Origin of the sequence: Cytobacillus sp. FSL R5-0377, assembly GCF_038004385.1 — a bacterium.
Classification (GTDB): Bacteria; Bacillota; Bacilli; order Bacillales; family Cytobacillaceae; genus Cytobacillus.
Genome location: NZ_JBBORA010000001.1, coordinates 1,892,992 through 1,911,278, shown reverse-complemented (window position 1 = coordinate 1,911,278; position 18,287 = coordinate 1,892,992). Strand labels below are relative to the sequence as shown.

At 41.8% G+C, this 18,287-nt stretch carries 23 protein-coding genes; 18 read left to right on the top strand and 5 right to left on the bottom strand.

What is annotated here, in order from left to right; all coding sequences use genetic code 11:
- The first annotated feature begins 137 nt into the window (after positions 1-137).
- Together NSQ49_RS09675 and NSQ49_RS09670 are read left to right on the top strand one after the other, a co-directional pair.
- On the top strand, positions 138-599 hold the full coding sequence (locus tag NSQ49_RS09675) for a hypothetical protein (protein WP_251283555.1): 462 nt from the start codon (positions 138-140) through the stop codon (positions 597-599).
- A 319-nt stretch (positions 600-918) separates the two neighbouring features.
- Positions 919-1,605: a hypothetical protein gene (locus NSQ49_RS09670; protein ID WP_201306456.1), complete on the top strand. Its 687-nt coding sequence runs from the start codon at positions 919-921 to the stop codon at positions 1,603-1,605.
- Here the strand turns inward: NSQ49_RS09670 and NSQ49_RS09665 are convergent.
- The gene (locus NSQ49_RS09665) at positions 1,544-1,984 is read right to left on the bottom strand and encodes a cell wall hydrolase (RefSeq protein WP_159862350.1); all 441 of its coding nucleotides are present in this window, start codon (positions 1,982-1,984) and stop codon (positions 1,544-1,546) included. The two genes, NSQ49_RS09670 and NSQ49_RS09665, sit on opposite strands and share 62 nt — an antisense overlap.
- A 253-nt stretch (positions 1,985-2,237) precedes the next feature.
- Between NSQ49_RS09665 and NSQ49_RS09660 the strand changes: the two genes are divergently transcribed.
- Together NSQ49_RS09660 and NSQ49_RS09655 are read left to right on the top strand one after the other, a co-directional pair.
- Complete coding sequence (locus NSQ49_RS09660; RefSeq protein ID WP_159862349.1) at positions 2,238-2,525, top strand: hypothetical protein; 288 nt, start codon at positions 2,238-2,240, stop codon at positions 2,523-2,525.
- Positions 2,526-2,819 carry a hypothetical protein gene (locus NSQ49_RS09655; protein ID WP_236566118.1) on the top strand — a complete coding sequence of 98 codons (294 nt, stop codon included), beginning with the start codon at positions 2,526-2,528 and terminating at the stop codon, positions 2,817-2,819.
- An 84-nt stretch (positions 2,820-2,903) separates the two neighbouring features.
- On the opposite strand, the gene NSQ49_RS09650 is transcribed toward NSQ49_RS09655, so the two are convergent.
- Positions 2,904-3,833 (bottom strand): DMT family transporter, encoded by a 930-nt coding sequence (locus tag NSQ49_RS09650; protein ID WP_159862348.1) that lies wholly within the window; start codon positions 3,831-3,833, stop codon positions 2,904-2,906.
- A 208-nt stretch (positions 3,834-4,041) separates the two neighbouring features.
- Between NSQ49_RS09650 and NSQ49_RS09645 the strand changes: the two genes are divergently transcribed.
- The gene (locus tag NSQ49_RS09645) at positions 4,042-4,518 is read left to right on the top strand and encodes an Lrp/AsnC family transcriptional regulator (protein ID WP_159862347.1); all 477 of its coding nucleotides are present in this window, start codon (positions 4,042-4,044) and stop codon (positions 4,516-4,518) included.
- A gap of 125 nt (positions 4,519-4,643) precedes the next feature.
- Positions 4,644-4,847 (top strand): ChaB family protein, encoded by a 204-nt coding sequence (locus tag NSQ49_RS09640; RefSeq protein ID WP_159862346.1) that lies wholly within the window; start codon positions 4,644-4,646, stop codon positions 4,845-4,847.
- A gap of 35 nt (positions 4,848-4,882) precedes the next feature.
- On the opposite strand, the gene NSQ49_RS09635 is transcribed toward NSQ49_RS09640, so the two are convergent.
- Positions 4,883-5,350 (bottom strand): SRPBCC domain-containing protein, encoded by a 468-nt coding sequence (locus tag NSQ49_RS09635; protein ID WP_159862345.1) that lies wholly within the window; start codon positions 5,348-5,350, stop codon positions 4,883-4,885.
- A gap of 147 nt (positions 5,351-5,497) precedes the next feature.
- On the opposite strand from NSQ49_RS09635, the gene NSQ49_RS09630 reads away from it, so the two are divergent.
- Together NSQ49_RS09630 and NSQ49_RS09625 are read left to right on the top strand one after the other, a co-directional pair.
- Complete coding sequence (locus NSQ49_RS09630; RefSeq protein WP_159862344.1) at positions 5,498-5,689, top strand: hypothetical protein; 192 nt, start codon at positions 5,498-5,500, stop codon at positions 5,687-5,689.
- A gap of 111 nt (positions 5,690-5,800) precedes the next feature.
- Positions 5,801-6,349 carry a GNAT family N-acetyltransferase gene (locus tag NSQ49_RS09625; protein ID WP_159862343.1) on the top strand — a complete coding sequence of 183 codons (549 nt, stop codon included), beginning with the start codon at positions 5,801-5,803 and terminating at the stop codon, positions 6,347-6,349.
- Positions 6,350-6,376: 27 nt separating this feature from the next.
- On the opposite strand, the gene NSQ49_RS09620 is transcribed toward NSQ49_RS09625, so the two are convergent.
- Together NSQ49_RS09620 and NSQ49_RS09615 are read right to left on the bottom strand one after the other, a co-directional pair.
- Positions 6,377-6,721 carry a DMT family transporter gene (locus NSQ49_RS09620; RefSeq protein ID WP_159862342.1) on the bottom strand — a complete coding sequence of 115 codons (345 nt, stop codon included), beginning with the start codon at positions 6,719-6,721 and terminating at the stop codon, positions 6,377-6,379.
- Positions 6,722-6,723: 2 nt separating this feature from the next.
- Positions 6,724-7,047, bottom strand: a complete 324-nt coding sequence (locus NSQ49_RS09615) for a DMT family transporter (RefSeq protein WP_159862341.1) — start codon at positions 7,045-7,047, stop codon at positions 6,724-6,726.
- A 145-nt stretch (positions 7,048-7,192) separates the two neighbouring features.
- Here NSQ49_RS09615 and NSQ49_RS09610 point away from each other — a divergent pair, with 145 nt between their 5' ends.
- The 10 genes from NSQ49_RS09610 (at position 7,193) to NSQ49_RS09565 (ending at position 18,272) form a co-directional block, all read left to right on the top strand.
- Positions 7,193-7,381 carry a DUF4177 domain-containing protein gene (locus NSQ49_RS09610; RefSeq protein ID WP_159862340.1) on the top strand — a complete coding sequence of 63 codons (189 nt, stop codon included), beginning with the start codon at positions 7,193-7,195 and terminating at the stop codon, positions 7,379-7,381.
- A gap of 387 nt (positions 7,382-7,768) precedes the next feature.
- The gene (locus NSQ49_RS09605) at positions 7,769-8,626 is read left to right on the top strand and encodes a manganese catalase family protein (protein WP_159862339.1); all 858 of its coding nucleotides are present in this window, start codon (positions 7,769-7,771) and stop codon (positions 8,624-8,626) included.
- 134 nt (positions 8,627-8,760) lie between these two features.
- A complete protein-coding gene (locus NSQ49_RS09600; protein ID WP_159862338.1) occupies positions 8,761-9,534 on the top strand; it encodes a TerC family protein in 774 nt (257 codons plus the stop codon).
- Positions 9,535-9,653: 119 nt separating this feature from the next.
- A complete protein-coding gene (locus tag NSQ49_RS09595; protein ID WP_159862337.1) occupies positions 9,654-9,959 on the top strand; it encodes a hypothetical protein in 306 nt (101 codons plus the stop codon).
- Positions 9,960-10,237: 278 nt separating this feature from the next.
- Entirely contained in the window at positions 10,238-11,350 is a 1,113-nt protein-coding gene (locus NSQ49_RS09590; protein ID WP_251283553.1) for a sugar ABC transporter substrate-binding protein, read from the top strand.
- A gap of 84 nt (positions 11,351-11,434) precedes the next feature.
- Positions 11,435-12,955 (top strand): sugar ABC transporter ATP-binding protein, encoded by a 1,521-nt coding sequence (locus NSQ49_RS09585; protein ID WP_251283552.1) that lies wholly within the window; start codon positions 11,435-11,437, stop codon positions 12,953-12,955.
- A 12-nt stretch (positions 12,956-12,967) separates the two neighbouring features.
- Entirely contained in the window at positions 12,968-14,143 is a 1,176-nt protein-coding gene (locus tag NSQ49_RS09580) for a sugar ABC transporter permease (RefSeq protein WP_159862334.1), read from the top strand.
- Positions 14,144-14,327: 184 nt separating this feature from the next.
- Positions 14,328-15,305 carry a sugar ABC transporter substrate-binding protein gene (locus NSQ49_RS09575; RefSeq protein ID WP_159862333.1) on the top strand — a complete coding sequence of 326 codons (978 nt, stop codon included), beginning with the start codon at positions 14,328-14,330 and terminating at the stop codon, positions 15,303-15,305.
- Positions 15,302-16,762, top strand: coding sequence for a sensor histidine kinase (locus NSQ49_RS09570; RefSeq protein WP_159862332.1), 1,461 nt, complete (start codon positions 15,302-15,304; stop codon positions 16,760-16,762). Before NSQ49_RS09575 ends, NSQ49_RS09570 begins: the two co-directional genes overlap by 4 nt.
- Positions 16,737-18,272 carry a response regulator transcription factor gene (locus NSQ49_RS09565; RefSeq protein ID WP_251283550.1) on the top strand — a complete coding sequence of 512 codons (1,536 nt, stop codon included), beginning with the start codon at positions 16,737-16,739 and terminating at the stop codon, positions 18,270-18,272. The genes NSQ49_RS09570 and NSQ49_RS09565 overlap by 26 nt, the downstream gene beginning before the upstream one ends.
- Positions 18,273-18,287: the final 15 nt, after the last annotated feature.

Sequence of the window (18,287 nt, the reverse complement as noted above, 5' to 3'; positions counted from 1 at the left end):
TTATGGCAGATTGGGAGGATAGCTGTTGCATTTTTTATGGTCTTTATAGTTTTTAATATTTGGTGAAAAGGTCACATGTATTATCCATGCAAATTCATAACGGGGAGTGATCTCTTATCAAACACAATATCAGTAAAATGCTTGCAAGAAAGATAATAGCTGCATCTATAACAGGATCGCTGTTCGCCGTTATGTTAGGCCTGATTATAGTGGATCCGTTTGGCGGAGAAGTTAATTCAGCCGGAGAGTACTTTCAGGGGGTGTTACTGTCTACTCCCTTCTATCTTATGTACAGCATTCCGATCATCCTGGTTTATGGCACAGTAACTTCTATCATTAGTGACTGCATAGCTTTATTTATTTCGAATCATACCAACAGGAAACTGGAATTTTCTATTTCATTACTACTTCACCTGCTTTTTGGATTAATTCTGCTTGGATACAGTTTAGCTGCAGCTTTATTATTTTTTGTTACGGATAATGTTTTACAGCGAAAACAAATCGGAGGCTGGAGGAATGCTTTGAAATCTTTCGGTTTGCCGGTTCTCATCTGGATAATGTTTATGGGTGGCGTATATGTTATGGATACCTTTATATGAAATGATCAGAATTAGCCGTTCTTCGGACAAGGGCGGCTTTTTTTAATAATGGGGTTACTTTCCAAAGTAATACATGATACCATTTGAAAAAGAGGTGGGAAAATGTACCTTTTTCTTTTTGTTATTATTCACATCGCAGTAGGGTGTGCGCTTATTTATACATATGGTAAATTACCAAAAATGTTATCCACATTTGCAGTCGTTTTTCTGGCTATAAGTTTTCTTTATTGGGGAGCAGTGTTAATCCATTTTATCAATTAGTTCAGCTGCCGGATGGCGGCTCTTTATTTTTGTAAAGGAAGTTACGGAGGAGGATCAAATGAAGAAAAGGAATATGAAAAAGTATCTTAAGAGAATGCTAATAACATTATTAGTCTCCTATTTTATATATAGTATTTTTATAAATCTCGGTTACAGAAATCATATTAAGCAAAGTCAGGAAAAAAATTATGAGCATTTGCGGACTATATCTGTAATTGGGGATAATTTGGCTCACCGGCTGGAGATATTTATGCAGATACCTATTGAACAAGAAGATGAAAAGAAAGACCAATTGTTTGACTCATGGAGGGTTGTCAGAGGTGAGAGCAGGAGTATTAAATCCTATTTGTCCAGTATGTACACAATACATATGGAGGATAAGATAAAGGAATGGAATTTGCTTCAATATAGCTTGTTTCACGCTGATATGTTTTTAGATGACATGACTAATAAGTTTCTGAAGAACAAGTCATATAGGATTAGCGATGAAGATAAAGAAAAAATGGAAGCAGTAATTTCTGTGTATCGAAATGTCAGCAAAGAAGCGGAACAGGAATCTGTCGATATAGAAAGGCTCCTGGAATCTATACAGGAACCCATGCTGGTTATAGATGATTATTATTCAGATGCCCTTCAAAAAACATATAATAAGGAAAAAGATCCCCCAATAATGGGGGTCTTGTTCACCAAGTATAGGCTCCTTCACATGTATTTGCTTTTGGTTCATAGTAGCAATGCTTTTTGAATTGTCCTGAGAAAGGCTGGTCGTACCAGGTTGGCGGACATGCAGCGTACGGATTGAAATACCAGAGAGCAAACTTGGAAGGATGCTGTCTCCAATAATCTAAGGTTTGTCTGGCCAATCTTTTTTCCACGCCTCTTGCTCTGTTATAAAAGACATTTCCTTTCTGAACAGCTTCAAAAGAATAATTCCCGCCCTGCACCTGGAAGATGACCTGTGGGATGGTCCTTAGGCCTTCAAAGTCGAGGCAATTCGCTTTCCGCCTATTGACGATTACATTTCCAACCATCAGCATCCCCAGTTTTCCTTCACCTTCGGCCTCAGCTCTCATCATCCTTGCCATTAATGCCACATCGCTGTCGGTATATTGTACTCTTGGCACTTTTTATCACCTCTAAAGGAATTGTATTAAGCTATTCTGTAAACATGTTAACAGGTTCAATATAAGTCGGGAAAATATCAATTGGGGGTGCATACCGCATCGCGTTGAGCACCCCCTTATCAGGTATAAGAATGTTGGTGTTAATGAGTTTGCTAATTTATATGCTATGTCCGTTAAGGAAATGCAGAAAAGTAAACATTTGGTGAAACTTTCTTATTGGGAGTTCGTACCATTAGTAAAAGAGGTGGATGTCTTGAAAACTCAAAAGGAAGTAAGCCTGAAAAAGTTATTATATGGTTTTGGCCTATTTATTTTCGGAGGTATGGTTTTAACCAATATGACAAATCCGCTGCCTTCAATGGATAAAACCATGGAATTCCTGTTGTTTATTTTTGGGAGTTTTCTAATCTATTATTTTTTAGTGCATGTCTATTTCAGGGGAGGATTATGGAGAAAAATATTTTACCTGATTTTAATTCTGCTATGGGGGATTAGCATCTGTATGGCTATTTATCTTGCAGGAAACTTAACAGCTCACTAAATGGTTAAGAAAGGCTGGGATGGCTTGAGAAGACTAATAAAAGTCAGCAACATTGTATTTTTGCTGTTTTTAATGGCTGGCTGCAGCGTGCCGAAACCTAATGTGGACAACTTCCAGGAACTGCATACTGTTTACGGAAAAACATTACAGCAGCTTGAAGATGAGTGGAGAGAGTTTGTTCAAGAGAAACCCGTCCCAAATGAAGAATTGCTTCATAGCAATAACTCTCAGCTTCCTGGGATTATTAATCACTTAGCAGTGAATAAAAGTTCCTTATTAAATGAATTTTATTGAGGCAAATGCCTAGTTGCACTGCCCATAGTACATAATATAAAGTATGCAAAGTGCCTGCCCCATTTATGGAACAGGCACTATTTTTTATCTTTGCTTAACTGGCTCCCTTAGGAACACAGGTGAAGATATCCCCATTTTTGTTTTTCCAGGCCTCTTTTTAAGTGCGGAGAATAAGAAACAACCCGCAATGACAATGATGCTTCCAATGGCTTGCAGCCAGTTCATGACTTCTCCTAAGAAGATAAAAGCCAATAGGGCTGTGAAAATGGGATTGAAGTTTAAAAACAGGCCGGAAGTGCTCGCTCCCACCTTGGAAATCCCAATGTTCCAAAGCACCATGCAAAGAACGGTTGAGATCAGTCCTGTATACAGAATGGATAATAGAAAGGAAACACTGACATCTGTAACGGTGAAGTCAGCCATGCCGAACGGAAGAAGCACAAGAAGGCCAAAGAAGCCTGAATATAAGATGGACATCATTGGTGAAACGAAAGACATGGCCCATTTACTGCAGACGGAATAGATGCCCCACATGCCCACCGCGGCCATCATGTACAGATCCCCGCTATTAAACTGCAGCGAAATCAGCAATTCCAGGTTTCCTTTTGAAAGAACCAGCAGGACGCCAAACAATGAAACAAACATGGAGAGGAGCTGCAGGGTGTTTAGTTTTTCTTTAAGAAAAATAAAAGAGAAGGCAGCAATGGAGAACATATTTAAAGTAGAGATTAAGCCAACGCTGGTGGCTGATGTTTTCTCCAGTGCCATGAATTGCAGTGCCTGAAACAAAGCTACGCCCGTAATGCCCATCAGCCATAATGGCAGAATGGCTTTTTTAGGCGGCAGCAGCCGTTTCTCTTTATGCCAGACAAGAGGAACGAGACAGATAATGGCGATGGCCCATCTCAAAATGGTCAGGGTAGTAGGAGATGCATGATCTACAAGCGTTTTTCCAACAATAAAATTTCCGCCCCAAAGTAAGCTGGTTAATAGAAGAAGCAGGTAATATTTCACGTCATTTAGCTCCTTTTCAGAGCCATTGTGCACAATGACATTGTTTATATGAATAATTTTAACATTTTTTATTAAAACCTAAAGATAATTTTGTATAATGATATTAATTAGAAATAATTAAAAGTTTATCAGAGAAATAGAATAAAAAATTCAGTTTACGCATTTGGTTTGAACTTAATTTGGAATAATTGAAAAGGGCGGATGGACAGTGGAATCAATTGTAAGCAAGGTATTGGATCACCTGGATATAAAAATCTTGGATTTGCTCCAAAAGGACGCGCGGATCAGCAATCTGGAACTGTCGAAAAGGGTGAATCTGTCGGCTCCGGCTGTACATGCAAGAATTAAGAGGCTGGAAACGGAAGGGTATATCCAGGAGCATGTCGCTATTCTCAACCATGAGAAGCTAGGATTTGATTTATTATGCTTCGTGTTTATGAGCACGAATATGCACCAGGCTGATAAACTGGAGTCCCTTGAAAAGACGCTGGAATCCATGAAGGAAGTTTTAGAATGTCATTGTTTAACAGGAGAGTATGATTATTTGCTGAAGGTCGCCTGCAAGGATCGCAAAGGGCTTGAGATGTTTATCAGGAAGCTCAATGAATTGGGGATTACGAAGATTCAGACCAGCCTGGCTTTGAGAGAGATCAAGGATTCAACAGTGCTGCCGATAATGAAGTAGTCTTTTGAATCTATAAAAGTACGTTCAGGGGTGGAAACCAATATTATTTGCTTTTGGCATGTGTTTAAAACAAACCTTATCAGGAAAAATACCTATTAGAACATGTACAAGGGAGGAAGCAAATAATGCCATACGATAAACTAAGTGATCTGCCGGACTCTGTCAAAGATAATCTTCCTCATCACGCCCAGGAAATATTTAAGGAAGCGTTTAATTCTGCAAGGGAAGAGTATGATGAGGAAGAAACGGCCTTTAAGGTAGCCTGGAGTGCAGTGAAGAAGAAATATGAGAAAAATGATAATGATAAGTGGGTTGAAAAAGAAGAGTAGATTGGTAAAAGGTGTCCGTTCGAGGACACCTTTTTTCAATCTTCTTCCGCTTCATTCTCTACATATCTCTTTAAATTCTCGTATTGCTCTTCTAACACAAATTTAGCCGTCCAGCCTAAAAGTTTGGCTGTCAGCTTATAAAAGAGGCTGCTCGGAATCAGGCTTGCCTCCACAATCAGGCGCGTCCCATCATGCTCCCTTGATAAGAGATACCTTGAAATGCTTAATCCCTCTTTGGAATGGGAGTGCATAACCACTTTATAGGGAGCCTCATATTCAATTAACTCGGAATTGATTTTGATGATTTTTTTATCCATTTTCTGAACGGTGACAAACTTAGTCCCGGGATGCGGGACTGGTTTATTTTCCTCATTATCATAAATGTTTTCGATCAGCATGGTATTCCAGAGCTTTATCTTTTCATCTTCATCCACGTATTTAAAAACCAGATCAATGGGGGCGTGAATAACATCTTCATATCTATAAACCAGTATTTCTTTCATGTTAAAATCCTCATTTTCTATTTAATCAAAAGCATCTTACTAGTTTTTTCGGCAAAGCTTGCTGGAGATTAATAAAGTCTTTTATTTTGTAAATTTTCTGAAACTAAATAAGCCGTCATCCGTATATTCAGATAAGGGGTGATTAACATGTCAGGAATAATTATTATGGGTTTTTTACTTGTTATTTTGATTGGTATTAGTGGTTCCAAACCATCGAAACGTACTTATGACAGCGGGGATTTCTCTTCCCATCATTTTATAGGAGATTATAGCAGCAGCTCGGATAGTTGTAGTAATTTCGGAGGAGATGGCGGCGGCTGCGGTGGAGGCGGTGACTGAAAAAGATAGAAGTCCGGAACAGAGCTGTTGTTCATAGAGTGCCCCTGATTAAGGGGGCACTTTGATTATTCTAGGCAGGTTAAAGGAAATGGCTGAAAGGGAGAGTCTAATATGGTTAAAGCTCGAATAAGAAGACCAAAGCCAGCGGATATAGATGAGCTGAACCAATTCTTTAGAACAGTGATTACCGATACATTTCATAAAGAAGGTATAGGGGAGCTGCACGAAGACATAGAAAAAGAGATAGAAGCCAAGAATAGTTATCTGCAGCATGATCTGTTAAGCGGCGGCAATGATAGATTTTTTTTAATTGCCTTAGCTGAGGAGAAGATTATCGGAACTATTGAATACGGACCTGCAAGTGAGCTCATAGACAAATGTACAGAGGGGGCACTCAGTGGTCTTTATGAAGTGGGAACAGTATTTGTACATCCTGACTATCAGAATTCAGGCATAGCCAATCAATTGCTAAATGAAATGTATTTGACTCTAAAGAATAAAGGTGTGGAAGAGTTCTGTCTGGATTCGGGCTATAAACATTCACAAAAGATATGGGAAAAGAAGTTTGAAGAACCTGATTATTTGTTTAAGGATTATTGGGGGGACGGGGCTCATCATATGATTTGGCGAGTCAGGGTTAATGAGTTGTTTTCTGTATAATGAGCTTATGTAAAAAAAAGAGCCTCATCATGAAGGCTCTTCTGCTGTTTCGGCACTGTGAGATGAATTTAATACAATGATACCGCCAATAATCAGCATGATGCCGGCTATCTTGAGGCTGCTGAAAGCTTCTCCCCAAATAATGGCGCCTATCAAAGCAGTTAACGCAGTCCCTGCCCCGGACCAAATGGCGTAAGCCAGACTTAATGGAACGGTTTTAAGACATAATGATAAGGAATAAAATGAAAGTGCATAGCCAATGGCAACTCCTGCAGATGGAAGCTGCACAGTAAAACCTTCCGACAGTTTGAGCATGGTAGTAGCAAAAACCTCTCCTGCGATTGAAATGATTAAGAATACATATCCCCTCATATTTAATGGCCCCCGCCGCTATTTAATAAGATGACCCCTCCAACTATTAAAACCAAGCCCAGAAACTTTTTGCGGTTTACCTTCTCTTTGTAAATAAAGATCCCGACTAAGGATGTAAGCACAGTTCCAAGGCCTGCCCAGATTGCATAGGCTACGCCGAGAGGAAGTGTTTTTAATGCAAGTGATAAGGCATAGAAAGCAGCAGCATATCCAATTATTACGCCAAGTGAGGGCAGCACTTTTCTAAATCCGTCTGATGCTTTGAGCATGGAACTGCCAAACACCTCGGTTACAATGGCCAATCCTAAAAGTAAATACGCATACATATTGTTTCCGGTTCCTTTCTAAAATGGATTCAATTTATTTTACCTCTCTGGACGTGCCCATTGCCAAATACTTGAGAGGGAAAGTGAAACCAATTCAATATCTAAACCGCACCTTAGGTAAACTACACTTGGGAGGGGTGTTTATATGTATGATTACAAATTTATAAAAATTAACGTTGGGGCTTTTAGCGGCAAACCAAAGGAAGACTATGAGGAAATTATTATTCAGCAGGCACAGGAAGGATGGCGCCTGCATACCTTCACTCCGCTTCCGTTTGCTTCAGGGGGACAGGCATTGGAAATACAACTCATTTTTGAGAGGGAGCTTAAATGATAAAGAAGATGTGCCTATGAATTTCCAGTCAGGCAAAACGAGGTCTCTATGGATCGATCAAATAACCAGCAAAAGGTGTGAAATAAAGGATCCTTCAGATTTCTCCTGTATGGACTTATGTTTCAGGTAAAAGGATTGTTCTGCTGGGAGAGACATCCATGAAATCATGACGGTAATGGTTTTGTTAATCTGACTAGAAATGGAGAGTACTCGGCGATTGCAAGCTGTCTTAAGGTTGCTTTATTTTTCATCGGAACTTTATTTTTTATTAATGCAAGGTCTTTCTTTTCCGATAAGTGGGTGCCGGGACGTCAATCCGGGATGAATAATGTGCCTCCATTCAGGCATTCTAATTAAGAATGCTTTGGAAAAGGAGATTGATGATCTATGTACTTTTATAAAGAAGACTTAATCAATATGATTGTACCCGATAAACCCGATCCGCATGCGGCGAAAGTGCTGCAGGAGGCATTGGGCGGACAGTTTGGCGAAATGCGGACCTTGATGCAGTTCTCATTCCAGAGTGCAAATTTTAGAGGCAAGGCGAAGCAATATCGCGACCTGATTAGAGGCGTATTTTTAGAAGAGCTTAGCCATGTGGAGCTCGTCCAATCCACGATTAATCAGCTTCTGAACGAAGCCGGAGGGGATATGCCTGGCAACCAGGCAGCAGATGGGGCTCCTTTGGATGATGTTATCCAGGGAGGCGCGAATCCGCATCATTTCATAATGGGGGCGAAGGCATCGCTTCCAGTTGATGCCGGCGGCAACCCGTGGAACGGTTCCTGGGTTTATGACCATGGAAACCTGGTGGCGAACCTTATCAATAATGTGATGCTTGAATCGACGGGTGTTCTGCAGAAATCAAGGATTTACGAGATGAGCAGCAATAAGACGCTGAGAGAGACGATTGCCTTCCTGATAGTCCGCGATAATGCCCATCAAAATGCGTTCGCAAAAGCGCTGGAAACGTTGGGAGTGGATTGGGGCAAAATATTCCCGGTTCCTAATTACGATTTAAATAAATACCCTGAGTGCCGAAAATATGTGGAAATGGGCTTCCATAATGCACAATTTAATTTCAGGCTGGATGATACCCGGATAGGAGAGGTATTCCAGGGTAAAACTCCAAGCCGAAATGGCGGAGATCTTGCTGTTGTGGAACCACCAAAAGGCTATCCTGTTCCTGAAATGCCAGACATGCCAAATGAGCATGCGCCGGGGCTTTTTGATTTGAATAATTAGTTTCCTTCTTCTGGCGTCCTGAGTACAGGACGCCGTTTTTTTATATATTTTTTTAGGTTTCCTCTAGCATTTTTGGGGAATCTATAGTTATCTAAATAATGAAGAACTGGTTGTTTCTGAAAGGAGTGCAGCGAATGGAGTCTATCTGGCTCGAGTACGCATGGGCATTATTGATATTAATTGGACTCGAAGGATTGCTGTCGGCTGACAATGCACTTGTCTTAGCTGTCATAGCAAAGCATTTACCGGAAGATCAGAAGAAAAGAGCGATAAATTATGGAATCATTATGGCGTTCGTTTTCCGGTTTGGTGCGTTATTTGCCATCTCATTTATTGCAAACGTCTGGCAGATTCAGGCAATCGGAGCTGCCTACTTATTGTATCTTGGCTTAAAGCATGTGATTAAGGCCAGGTTTGGGAAAGAAAATAAAAATATTCGCGAGGATGTGAAGGAAGAAGCTGCCGGGAAAGGATTTTGGCCAACAGTAGGAAAGATTGCATTAGCCGATCTTGCCTTTGCCATCGATTCGATTTTGGCTGCTGTTGCACTTGCACTTGGTTTGCCGGATTCACCGCTTGCCGATTTCGGCGGCATGGACGGCGGGCAGTTTATCGTAGTCGTGCTTGGCGGGATCGCCGGACTGATCCTGATTAAGTTCGCGGCAACCTGGTTTGTGCAACTGCTTGGCAAACGGCCGGCATTGGAAACAACGGCTTATGCCATTGTTGCCTGGGTTGGTGTAAAGCTTGCTGTTATCACGCTTGCCCATGAGGATATTGGTGTTCTTGATCACCATTTTCCTCATAGTACTGGCTGGACAATCGTCTTCTATGGAGTATTGGTGGCCATTGCACTGCTTGGGTGGTTTGCTCCGGGCAAAAAACAAACGGAAGGTGAAGCTTTATAAATATAAATGCGCTGATCTAAGGATTAGCGCATTTTTTTGTTCCTGAATATATCAGAATTTCAAGAAAATACAGAGGTATTTCAGTTGCCCAATCGGCTACAGCTGTTAATGGCTCTGGTATGGAAGCCTCCTCACTTGCGGCAGCAGGGAATAAGGCGGTAGCCAGTACTATTGAACAAATCAATTCCATTCAAGAGACTGTCAATACAGCAGCTTTGAAACAATTAGCCAGGGGGACAGAAGGAATTGCCCGTTCCATCGAAAGTTTGGCTATGATATCAAAGGAACTATCTGCAGCGTCGCAAAGTGTGGCTGCATCATCTGTAGAACAGTTATCTTCTATAGAAGAAATTGCTGCATTGGCCGAACATATTAGCCTGAGGGCTGAACAGCTGCAAAAACTGGTTGGCAGGCTGAAATCTTAATAGGTCAATAGGCTTGCACAGAGCCTTTTTATACAGGCAGCCCTTTGAGGGCTGCCATTTTTTTGTCTTAACAGGAGGAAGGAGCTTTTGTCTGAAAAAAAGGGATCCGCCAGTCAGTATCCATAAGGATAAACAGCGGTGTCCAGGATTAGTTGAAGAATAAAAATTTACAGATAATATTAAAAGAGTGCTATTGATAACGCTTTCATAGTCTAGTAATAAAGATATAATTTTCATGTAGGCAAGTAATTTTTATCCATTATAAAGGGGGAAAAAGAATGAAAAGAAAGTGGAAAGTTATTTCTCTTATGCTGACTGTTTTGATGTTTGCATTTATTGCGGCAGGATGCAGTGAAGGCACTGGCGGCAGCAGCAGTGAAGTAAGTGTGGGAATTGTGCTGCCAACCAAGGATGAGCCTAGATGGGTTCAGGATGAGCAAAGATTTAAAGACGCTTTAAAAGGTACAGAATATACAACTGAAATTTTGTTTAGCCAGGGATCTTCCGCCAAGGAAAAAGAAAATGTTGAGACTTTGCTGAACAAAGGAATTGATGTGCTGATCATCTGTCCGCAGGATGGAGATGCAGCTGCTGCAGCGGTTGAAGCTGCAAAAAAAGATGGGGTAAAAGTCATTTCTTATGACCGTTTAATTACGAATACAGATGCAATTGATTATTATGTAACATTTGACAGCCTTGCTGTAGGAGCTGCTCAGGCGCAATACCTGATCGACAATGCAAAGGGCAAGGATACGCCTTTATATCTGTACGCAGGAGCTGCTTCTGATAACAATGCTTTCTTATTCTTCCAGGGAGCATGGAGTGTGCTTCAGCCAAAGATTGCAGATGGGACATTCAAAATTGCGAACTCAAGCGAAGCTGAGGCTTTAAAAGATACAGCTGATCTGTCCCGTGACCAGCTGAGCAAAATTATTGGCCAGGTGACAACAAACTGGGATCCGAACGAAGCAAAGAATAAGGCTCAAACGCATTTGACAGCTGCATCTGATGATATGAAAGGCGATGTGGCTATTCTTGCTCCGAACGACGGAACTGCCCGCTCCATCGCAGATGTTTTTGGAACTGACAGTGCAGTATCCAGCTACCTTGTTACAGGTCAGGATGCTGAGAAAGCATCTATTCAGTATGTGATAGATGAAAAACAATCTATGACAGTATTTAAGGATGTTCGTACTCTTGTACAAGATGCAATGGGCATGGCAATTGAAATCCTTGAAAACAAGGACCCTGAGACAACAGGTTCTTACGATAACGGAAAGATTGAAGTGAAAGCAAAGCAAACAGATGTAATTGTTGTAGACAAGGACAATGTGAAGAAAGAACTGATTGATTCTGAATATTATAAAGCAGATGAATTTACAGGGCTTTAATTAATAATGGACGAGAAATAGTGATAGAAGCGTCTATCACTATTTCTCCTTCTGAATAGCTTTTGGGCTAAGGAGTGAGTCATAATGAGCGAAAATATTTTGGAGATGCACGGAATTTCCAAAGAATTCACAGGTGTTAAAGCGCTCAGCAATGTCAATTTCAAGGTGGAGAAAGGTGAAATTCACTGCTTGATTGGTGAAAATGGAGCGGGCAAATCCACTTTAATGAAAGTACTCAGCGGCGTTTATCCTTATGGCACCTATCAGGGAGATATTGTATTTGAAGGCAGTGTGCAGCAATTCAATACAATCAGCGACAGCGTAAAATCAGGAATCGTTATTATCTATCAGGAGCTGGCCTTATTTCCTGATCTCACAGTCTATGAAAATATTTTTGCAGGCAATGAAATTAAGCAAGGCGGAATTGTCGATTGGAACCGGACGATTGCAGAAGCTAAAAAAATGCTGGATAAAGTTAAGCTTGATGTGAATCCTGAAACGCTTGTAAAAGATCTGAGCGTTGGAAAACAGCAATTAGTCGAAATTGCAAAAGCATTAAGCAAGGACGTGAAACTGCTTATTCTCGATGAGCCGACTGCAGCATTGAATGAAGATGACAGCGAAAATCTGCTGGATCTGTTAGGTGAGCTTAAAGAGCAGGGAATTACCTGCATCATGATCTCCCATAAATTGAAAGAAGTCATCTCCATTGCAGACAAGGCGACGGTGCTTCGTGATGGCCAAACCATTTGTACCCTGGACGCAGCAAAAGGCGAAATCTCTGAAAATCTCATTATTAAAAACATGGTCGGCAGGGAGATTGAAGATATTTATCCGAAGAGGCCGAACAAAACATTTGGCGATCCTGTCCTTGAGCTTCGCGACTGGTCTGCGTATGCGGTGCACCTGGGCAGACAGGTTGTAAAAGATGTTAACTTCCATGTTAAGAAAGGAGAAATCGTCGGGATTGCGGGCTTGATGGGGTCAGGCAGGACAGAACTTGCCCTGAGTATTTTCGGAAATCCAAAATCGTATAAAGTACAAGGCGAGCTATTGGTGGATGGCGTTCCTAAAACGCTGAAGCATCCGAGTGACGCCATCAGGTCGGGGATTGCATATGTGACAGAAGACCGGAAAGGGGATGGGCTGTTTTTAATACAGGATATTAAAAACAACATCTCTGCAGCTAACCTTAATCGTATTGCTGTCAATGGAATTATTAACGATAACGAAGAAGTGAAGGAAACAGCGGAATATAAAAAGTCCATGTACATTAAGGCATCTTCCCTTGAACAGGTTGTCGGCGACTTGAGCGGGGGGAATCAGCAGAAAGTGTCGCTGGGCAAATGGCTATTTGTCGGACCGAAATTGCTGATCCTGGACGAGCCGACGAGGGGCATTGATGTCGGGGCTAAATTCGAAATTTATACGATTATGAATAAATTGATCGAGGAAGGCATGAGCATCATAATGATTTCTTCAGAACTGGGTGAAGTCCTGGGGATGAGCGATCGTGTCTATGTCATGGCGGAAGGACAAATAAAAGGCGAGCTGTCGATTGAGGAAGCAAATCAGGAAAGCATTATGCAGCTTGCTACGCAATAGGAGGTTAAACTAATGGAATTTATTAATGAAGCAAAAACGCTATTTAAAGATAATATCCGTGATTATGGCATGTACATTGCCTTATTCGTTATTATGCTTACCTTCACCATTATGACTGACGGGTTATTTATGTCTTCACGGAATATCAGCAATCTCCTTGATTCAACAGGATATATCGCAGTCCTTGCAGTGGGAATGACGCTTGTGATCGTGATTCGGCATATTGACCTTTCAGTCGGATTCGTCGCCGGCTTTTTGGGAGCCATTGCAGCGATTCTGTTAACGGGAATGGGAATCCCTTTTTATATCACCATCCCCATCATCCTTGTGCTTGGCATTGTAGTCGGGCTGTTCAACGGGCTCCTGGTTGCAAAATTCGGCATCCCTTCTTTCGTAGCAACTCTTGCAGGAATGCTGATCTTTAGAGGAGCGCTTCTTCAGGTAACGGAGAAAACAGGAACGATTATTATCAAGGACGACGGATTTAACGCTATCGGCAATGGGTTCATCCCTTCCCTTATGCAAGTGAATGGGCTTCACCTGCTTACCTTGATACTGGGATTATTAGCTATATTAATGTATATATACAGTGAAATTTCCACCCGCAAAAATAAAATTAAATATCAGTTTGAGGTAGTATCAAAAGGGATTTTTATCCTAAAATTAGTGTTTGTTTCTGCTATCATATCCTATATTACCTGGATCCTTGCAGGATACAACGGTTTTTCCTGGACAGTTGTCATTATGCTTCTGGTGGTTGTCATTTATCACTTCCTGACAACCAAAACAGTGCTAGGCAGGCATGTATATGCAGTCGGAAGCAATCCGGAAGCTGCGCATTTAAGCGGAATCAATGTAAATAAAATAACGTATATTGTATTCGGTTCAATGGGGATGCTGGCTGCACTTTCAGGCATTTTATTCACTTCAAGGCTTCAATCAGCGACCACTACAGCAGGGACTTTATTTGAACTTGATGCCATTGCAGCTGCTTATGTCGGAGGGGTTTCTTCTGCCGGAGGCGTAGGAAAAATCACCGGTGCTATTATCGGAGCTGTTGTTATGGCCTCTTTATCAAGCGGGATGAATCTTCTCGGTGTAGGCGTTTCTCTCCAGTATATGATTCGTGGAGGCGTATTGGCCGGAGCTGTAATTTTTGATGTCATGACCCGGAAGAAAAGAGGATAGATTTTCAGTTTTCTGGAATCATAGTATGACAGAATGGTTTGGGGCATCTGTTGGATCAGGATGCCCCAGCTGTGTGTTCAGGCAGCTTATCAACCACCTTTCATCCTGCTATTCTATCGAAAGTAAAAAGGTGATATGATTAAAAATATTCAGTCATTTATACTGTGGAAACGGAGATACTGCCTTGCGTAAAATAAGTATTTTAATAATTTGCATCACATGCATCGCCCTTGGCTATTTTACATTGGCACTTGCTAAGAAAGCGTTTACAACAGTAGAGGATCTCCCTGCTATTGCAGACGGAAAGGATATGAAATACCGGCTGGTCCTGATTACTCAGGAATTAGACACTCCTTTCTGGGACAAGGCAGGCATCGCAGCAAAGGAACAGGCGCGGAAGGATGGAGCAAGTCTTGAAGTCTGGGGAAGCTATGGAAAGAACCAGGAAGATTTTCTGAAGAAGCTGGAGATCGCGATTCAGTCAAAAGTGGACGGCATTATTGTTCAGGGTTTGGATGCTCAGGAATTTAAAGATTTAGTTAAGGTAAAAGCTGCTTTTTATGGCATTCCGATTATTACAGTGGCCAATGATGTACCAAAAGCTGAAAGTCTGAGAAAAACATATGTAGGCTCTGACCAATATCTGGCCGGGCAGTTAATTGCAGAGCAGCTTATCGACGACATGGGTCATGAGGGGAAAGTCATACTCATGGGCGACAAGCATAAGGAGTATTATCTGCAGCAGCGCTTAAACGGCATTCATGATGTCCTGAAAGCTTATCCCGGCATCCGCACCGTCTATGCTGAAACGGGGGATGTCAGGGAGGAAATTATTGCTTCGACTCAGAACATGTTAAATCTAAATCCGGATACTGATAGTTTTATAGCGATTAAAGCTAATATAGCCGAAGCAATGATTCAGGAAATTGGAAGGCGATCACAGGTTGAGCCTTATTACATTTATTCATTCGATGATGGTCCGGATTCACTGTCTTTACTTACACAGGGAAAGCTTGATGGAATCATTGAACAATCTCCTGAGAAAATGGGAAGTCTCAGTGCTGAGCTGATCTTAAAATGGCTTAAAGATGAGGAAGTGCCGCTAAAATCTGACGGCTATCTCACCGATATCAGGATCTTAAAGGCAATGGAAGAGCAATGAATAAAATTCATAAGAAGATCTGGGCACTTACAACGGTCATTCTATTGATTATGGCAGCCATTTGGGTCACACTGACCTACTATAATCAGAAAACTCAGAATCAGTACAACGACATTCTTCAGCGATACCTCAGGATGAACGAGGTGACAACAACCAGCCAGCAGGTAATCGCAGACTTGAATAACTACTTTATTACACCAACTCCGGAAAATTTGGAAAAACTGAACAGCAGCAAGGAAAAAATGAAAAAGGTGCAAAAGGAAGTTATTTATCTTCGAAATTCGGAAAATGAGTTTGCTTTGACCAATTATATAAATCTGATTGACAGCCTGGCAGAGACCGCAGACCGCTCCCTTCTGTTCTTTAATGAACATGAGAAAGAGGATTCTGCTAAAGAGTTTGCGGAAGCGACGCGCATCTCGATGTATATTTCCGAGATGACGCTTACTTTAATTGATAGTGAATTGAATACCTATGAACGTTTTTACAGGGGAATCATTGATCAATCCGGGGAAATTAAAAAACTCGGGATTTGGGTTATGCTGATGATCACCTGCCTCTTGATGCTTTTAACTTATGGATTTTCATTAAGCATTACCAAGCCTGTACAGAAGCTGACTCAAGCTGCAAATGATTTATCAAGAGGAAGATTTCACCTGCCGATAAAGGTCGATTCAAATGATGAAATTGCCTTCCTTGCTCAAACCTTTGACCGTATGAGGATTAATATAAATAATCTGATATCAGAGATACAGCATAAAGCACAGCTGGAGCATGAGCTGCAGGAAAGCAAGCTGCTGCTGAAGGAAAGCCAGCTATTAAATCTGCAAAGCCAGATCAATCCCCACTTTCTATTTAACACACTTAATACTCTTTCAAAGAAAGCCTATCTGGAAGGCTCTCATGAAACCAGCGACCTGCTTGTAAGTGTTGCGGGCATACTGCGCTATAACTTAAAAAGGCTTGACCGCCCTGTCACACTCAGGGAAGAGGTAATGGTCCTGCAGCAGTATATGGATATTCAAAAAGCAAGATTTACAGATCGCCTGCAGTTAAAGATGTCAATCGATGAATCCTGTCTCCATGTGGACATCCCTGGCCTCACACTGCAGCCGATCATCGAGAATGCTGTTAACTATGCAGTTGAACCAAGGGAAGAAGGCGGAGTCATTTGGTTTCGCATTCAGGATGGAAATGACTGTGTGATTATAGAGGTGGAAGACGATGGTCCGGGCATTGAGGAATCCAAAATTAAACAAATTCTTCAAGGGCAATTCACCCAAACGGATGGAAAAACAACGGGCATCGGATTTACCAATGTCGTCAGGCGGCTCCGGCTCCTTTATGGATATGAAGATATCATGAATATCGAAAGCAGCGCAGCCGGAACAAAAGTGGTGATGAGAATACCGAAAGATAGGAGGGGGCAGCATGACAAAACTTCTGATTGCGGATGATGAGCAAATTGAAAGGGAAGGCCTTGAAGTGATTCTGCAGAAGGCATTTCCGGATGTTGAGATCAGCCAGGCGAAAAATGGAAAGATGGCGGTTCAAATGGCTGAAGAGCTTCATCCTGATTTAATTATGATGGACATTCAAATGCCGGGGATGAACGGCCTCGAAGCGATTAAGCTGATCAGTGAAGAAGATCCGGAAATTAAGTTTATCATGATTACTGCATTCGATACTTTCGATTATGCCCGCCAGGCGATAAAGCTTGGGGTTAAGGACTATCTGCTGAAGCCGAGCAAGATCACTGAAATTGAGACAACAGTCGGGAAGGTGCTTGAAGAGATTGAAGAAGAGCGGAAATGCCGCGCATTGACGAAGATTCAAAAGGATGCGCTGCAAAAGGCACTTCCGGTGATTGAGACGGATGTCGTAACACAGCTGCTGTTCGATCACGTCCATGAAGTTCATTTGGACATGCTGGTGGAAATGCTTGAAATTCCTTCAACCCATGAACAATTTGTTATGAGCATTTTGCTTCCCGAAGGACATGAGCATCTTTATACCCCGGTAAAAGAGAAGGTAAGACAAGCAGGCAGTGCATGGGTAGGTGCTCTATATGGACGCCAGCTGCCGATCATTGTCTTTCGGGAAAAGCAGCAATCATTCCGCTCTCAGGCGATATCCATTGCGGGTGAAATCCTGTCCCTTCCGAAAAAGGATTCATTAGAAGGCTGGTTCATAGGAATTGGGAATGTTTGCGGATCATTGCAGACCATTCGTCAATCCTATCAGGAATCTCTCATTGCGACCATGGACTCCACTCTTCCTGTTAAATTCCGATTTTACTCTGATGTGCCGGCTCTCAGAACCGGGGAAGATCTGCAGCTGACTAAAGAGCGAGAAAAACAGTTTTTCGATCAGGTCAGGCTTGGCAAATGGGATCAGGTCTCTCTTAGTGTAATGGATATGATCCAGCGGTGTGAAAGAGAAAAGGAAGGGGTTGTTCAGGCTCAGCAGCGTGTTCTGCAGATGCTCTGGATTGCATCACGGGTAATGAGTGAAATTGGGTCAGAGAGTCCTGCACCATTTTTTGCTTATCAAACCCGGGATTTCCGCCAATTGCGCACGGAAGCCGAACAATTGATAAAATTAATGAAAAAATCCTATGGGGAGCATTACAACCGTTTGGAAGCAGACACCATACAGCAGCTGAAACACTATATAACCGAACATTCGCATGAGGATATTTCTCTTGAAGCACTGGGAAGGAAAGTGGGGCTCAGCCCGATTTACATCAGTAAAATGTTCAAAGAAAAGCTTGGGGTAAACTATATCGACTTCCTGACTGAATGCCGTATTGAAAAAGCAAAGAAGCTGATGGCTGATGCAGGGAAAAGCCTGAAAGAAATCACCTTTGAGGTAGGCTATCATGAGCCGAATTATTTCAGCAAGGTTTTCAAAAAAATGTGCGGCCAGTCACCGACAGAGTTCCGCAAAGCCCTTTTGGGCAAATAGGATTTATGAAAGAAA